Source organism: Xenorhabdus sp. TS4 (assembly GCF_014467265.1).
Classification (GTDB): domain Bacteria; phylum Pseudomonadota; class Gammaproteobacteria; order Enterobacterales; family Enterobacteriaceae; genus Xenorhabdus; species Xenorhabdus ehlersii.
Genome location: NZ_NKHQ01000051.1, coordinates 1 through 3,416, shown reverse-complemented (window position 1 = coordinate 3,416; position 3,416 = coordinate 1). Strand labels below are relative to the sequence as shown.

4 protein-coding genes are annotated in these 3,416 nt (G+C 32.4%); all 4 read left to right on the top strand.

Annotated elements, in window-relative coordinates; translation table 11 throughout:
* On the top strand, positions 1-1,689 hold a 1,689-nt coding region (locus Xets_RS13000; protein WP_187651818.1), incomplete at its 5' end, for a DUF637 domain-containing protein.
* Positions 1,690-1,748: 59 nt separating this feature from the next.
* Positions 1,749-2,180 carry a hypothetical protein gene (locus Xets_RS12995; protein ID WP_187651817.1) on the top strand — a complete coding sequence of 144 codons (432 nt, stop codon included), beginning with the start codon at positions 1,749-1,751 and terminating at the stop codon, positions 2,178-2,180.
* Between the two features lie 12 nt (positions 2,181-2,192).
* Complete coding sequence (locus Xets_RS12990; protein ID WP_046335516.1) at positions 2,193-2,717, top strand: SMI1/KNR4 family protein; 525 nt, start codon at positions 2,193-2,195, stop codon at positions 2,715-2,717.
* 75 nt (positions 2,718-2,792) lie between these two features.
* A partial coding sequence (locus Xets_RS12985) for a filamentous hemagglutinin N-terminal domain-containing protein (RefSeq protein ID WP_187651816.1) occupies positions 2,793-3,416 on the top strand: 624 nt, incomplete at its 3' end.

The following is a 3,416-nucleotide window of genomic DNA, read 5'->3' as shown; positions in this document are numbered from 1 at the left end:
GAATGGAATAAAATACAAGATGCTTATTCTGAATGGAACATTAACAATAAAAACTTAAATCCGGTTGTAGGGGCAGTAATAGCTGTAGTAGTAGCTGTAGTCACCGCTGGTTACGCTGCTCCCTATGCAGCATCTATAGCTGGAAGCAGTGCAGCAGCTCAAGGAGCTATTACAGCAGGTATGGCAGCGGCTGCTAGTAAAGCAGCGGTTTCTCTAGCTGAAAATGAGGGTAATTTATCTAAAACTTTTAAAGACATGGGAAGTAGTAGTACTATAAAATCTATAGTTACTTCAGCGGCTATTGGAGGTGCATTAGCTGGATTTGATTCTGCAATGGGTTGGGGTGAAGGGACTAAAGGAGGTGCAGCTATTAATAGAGGAAGTATGCCTCTATTAAGTAATCAAGATTGGGTAGCTACTGCCCAGAGAGTTGCCGGACAGTCTTTGATTAGCTCTGGAATAAACACTACTATTAATGGTGGAAGTTTTAAAGATAACTTTGTTTCCGCTCTATTATCTAATTCAACTAGTCAACTTCATGCTGAAGGAGCTTTCCAAATAGGTGAATATGCGAATCAGTTAACTGAAGTTGGAAGAGCGCTTAGCCATGCTGCACTATCTGCTATAATTGCAGAAGTTGGAGGAAATGATGGTAAAGCTGCCGCAGCGGGAGCATTAGCTGCTTCTTTAGCAGCTGATAGTCTTAGAAATACGTTTGATGATTCTAGAGCCACTCAAATAGGAGGTAAGATTGTAGGAGCTTTAGCTGGTGCAGCTATTACAGGAACTCCTGAAGGTGTTTATGCTGGAGCTAATGCTGGCGAATTGACTATAATATATAACCATGATGAACATACTATGGAACTGTTCGTCAATAAAGGTAAACCTGGAAGCATATTCCCCGAAGGATCTCTCCAAGATGCTGTAGATGCTTGTTTAGTTGATGCAACTTTATGTAATTTTATAGTAGAATTTAGTCCTCTTTCAGTACTTAAAGATGTTAAAGATGCAGAAACAGGAACAGATTATATAATTGCAGCGGCATCAGCAGCCCCTTGGGCAAAATTAGGAAAAGCAGCTGATAAAAGCGTTGAAGCTATAAAAACTCTTGCTAAAAATGGTAAGTTTGCTGAAGCTACTAGGATTTACAATGATTCTCTTAGAAGTATGGGTAAATTCTTTAAAGGGAATCATAGAGTTAATGATTTAAGTAAGCTTAAAGATATGAATTTAGAGCCTAATATGCTTAGAGCGGGGACTAAAAAATATCTTAAAAGTGAATTCCAAAAACCTGATGCAGCTGTTAGTTATGCTGCAGCATCAGTAACAGTTAATGGTAAAAAAGAATATTACTTATCTGTAAATGGTGCAGCTTGGTCAGGCAATTCTCCCAATGTCGTAAATATTAAGGGGGTTAATTTTAATGTGATTAGAAAAGATCGTGGTTCTATACCATCAGCTCCTAATGGAAAGCAAACTAACTTTAATCACGCTGAACAAAAATTATTTAGTCATTTTCAAGATAATTTTCAAGGTAAGAAAGTAGATATAAATATGTCTATTCAGAATACTAGTGCTACATCTCCAGGAATGTGTGCTGGCTGTAAACCTAATAGCAAAGTATTTGCAGATCAAAACAAAGATTTTATTATTAATATATTTGATGGTACAACCGGTAGAAAACCCTAAATATCTAGTGATAAATTCAATATAAAGACCTTAAATCAATATGAAGACCTTAAATCAATATGAAGACCTTAAATAGAGAAACTGTATCTGGAGTTAGTTTTTATACTATCAGAATGACATATGAAGAATTAGTTATTCTTAGGGATTGTTTACATGATATTTTGCTTAAATCTGAAGAGATTGAAGAAAAAAACCTAGATAAATTGTCCTGGTATAGATCTGCTTTTTTAGAAATATCAGATTATATACAATCCAATATTTCACATAAAACAAATATAATTTTGAAAAAAGAACATTTAAACAATGAAACATTCTATAACCTTAGATTATCCTATGGAGAACTTAAGTTAATTATATACACTGTTATGAATTTGGAGGAAGATATCAATTATAAACCTTTTTATAGAAAGTTCTCTTTCAGTAAAAAATGTAATGCCAAATTATTGAATGATTATTTTCATAAATTACAATCTTTATGGTCAGTAGATTAATTGGAGTTATAAATGACTAAAACAGAATTAATAGAATATCTACATTCTGCTTACCCAGAGTTGACTATAGATATTACTTACATTAAGGGCTATTCAGAAGAAGATATAGTAAAATTAGAACGTTTATATGATATTAAAATTCAAGGTCAATTACTTGATTTTTTAATTCACATGGGGCGTTGCAGTGGAGGTTTTTTTTCAAATCAACCTTTAAGTTTTTATAGTGAAACTGCTAATATCAGAGATGAGATAAAATTTCAAATAGGATGTGAAGATGGATTAAGAGAAGTTCAACGATTTGATTTAGTAGAACAAAAACCTTTCTTTATTTCAATGGAAAATGAAGGAATTTTGCATTATTTCTTATTAACTGATTCAGATAATCCTGATTTAGTTTATTATCTTGATACTAACTATGACACAATAGTAGATACTGGTTTAACTTTTAATGAATATTTAAGAAGCGTTGTAGATTCTAGTAGAGGTTATGCTTGTAAAATCCCACTTGATTATACAGGAGACTTACTTAGAATATAACAATTAAACCTATTTCATTATTATTAGATCTGCTTTGATTTAAATCAAAGCAGATCTACCTAAAAAGAGGCTTTTATGAAAAACTTTAAAACTTTTACAAAGATTTCTACATTAACTTTGTTAGTTTCTACTAACCTAGCTTTTGCTAATGATATCATTCCTAATGATTTTAACACTCAAGTTAACCAAGTTAATAATATACCAGTTATCAACATAGCTACTCCAACTCTTAACGGTATGTCCAGAAATACCTATAAAGAGTTCAATGTTAGTGAAAAGGGCGTGATTTTCAATAATTCTATAGATTCTGTTAATTCTCAATTAGCAGGTCAATTAGAGAAAAATCATAATCTTAAGGATAGGACTGCTGGCTTAATCATTAATGAAGTAGTTGGCGGTAATCAATCTCAACTTAAAGGAGCTATAGAAATAGTTGGGGAAGATGCTAAATTAGTAATAACTAATCCAAACGGTGTCTTTATTGATGGAGCTAAATTCATAAATATAAGAGAGTCTTTTATTAGTACTGGTAAACCTGTTTTCAATAAAAAAGATTTACTTAGTTTAGAAGTAATTAAAGGTAAAGTTACTATTGGAGAAAAAGGCTTAGATTCTGATAACCTTGTTGTTTTCAGTAGATCTCTTCAAGTAAATGGAAAAATTAATGCTGATACTATTACAGCGATGATAGGACCTAAT

Excerpts from the sequence above, each read along its gene's own strand:
- Xets_RS12995 (WP_187651817.1), top strand. The coding sequence starts at position 1,749 with ATGAAGACCTTAAATAGAGAAACTGTATCTGGAGTTAGTTTTTATACT.
- Xets_RS12990 (WP_046335516.1), top strand. The coding sequence starts at position 2,193 with ATGACTAAAACAGAATTAATAGAATATCTACATTCTGCTTACCCAGAG.